Genomic DNA, 596 nt, shown 5'->3' on the forward strand with positions numbered 1-596 from the left:
AAAAGCCCATAGTCGCGTACACGTTCAGCTTCGCTGACTTGATTGCGGTTCATACCCGTTTCCCATTTCCACTCGCCCATGGTTACAGGCTCACAGTTTTCAGCGTCAAAGCGCACGCCATATTCAAAATGAGGGAATGAGGTTTTCTTCTTCATGTCCTTACTATACCATTGTATAGAAGCTCCCATCACCAATGAGTCGGGTTGCTCGGGAGCAAGGCTCTCGCCATATTCATCGCGACCTTCACGCCCCATAGCCCAATCGGCACCGGCTAAATAGCCTATGGTAGCATCACCTGTGCAGTCGCTAAAGAGAGGAGCGGTAAGTTCGGTTTGTTCGCCCGTCTCAATGTGTTGGATAGTGACTGACGCAATGCGGTCTGCTTGCATCTTCACGGCTACCGCACGCTGAGAAGCATAAAGAGTAATGTTCTTTTCGGCATCTATGAAGTCTTCTTTCTTCTGGTCTTCGTAGTAGTCACCCGGTTGTGCATTACCGGAACGTTCATGACCGAACTCACGTATCATACGCCCCAATCCCTGATTAGGCCCCATTTCGATAATACCGCCGAGCTGTACACGAATCTCTGACGAGTT

The 596-nt window shown here is 49.8% G+C and carries 1 protein-coding gene; it reads right to left on the reverse strand.

All coding sequences use genetic code 11. The annotated features are described in order from the left end of the window. On the reverse strand, nt 1-596 hold a 596-nt coding region (locus tag AB5935_RS25345), incomplete at both ends, for an FAD-dependent oxidoreductase (protein ID WP_368327795.1).

The organism is Phocaeicola sp. RTP21198st1_B8_RTP21198_201120 (assembly GCF_040929485.1).
GTDB lineage: Bacteria > Bacteroidota > Bacteroidia > Bacteroidales > Bacteroidaceae > Phocaeicola > Phocaeicola dorei.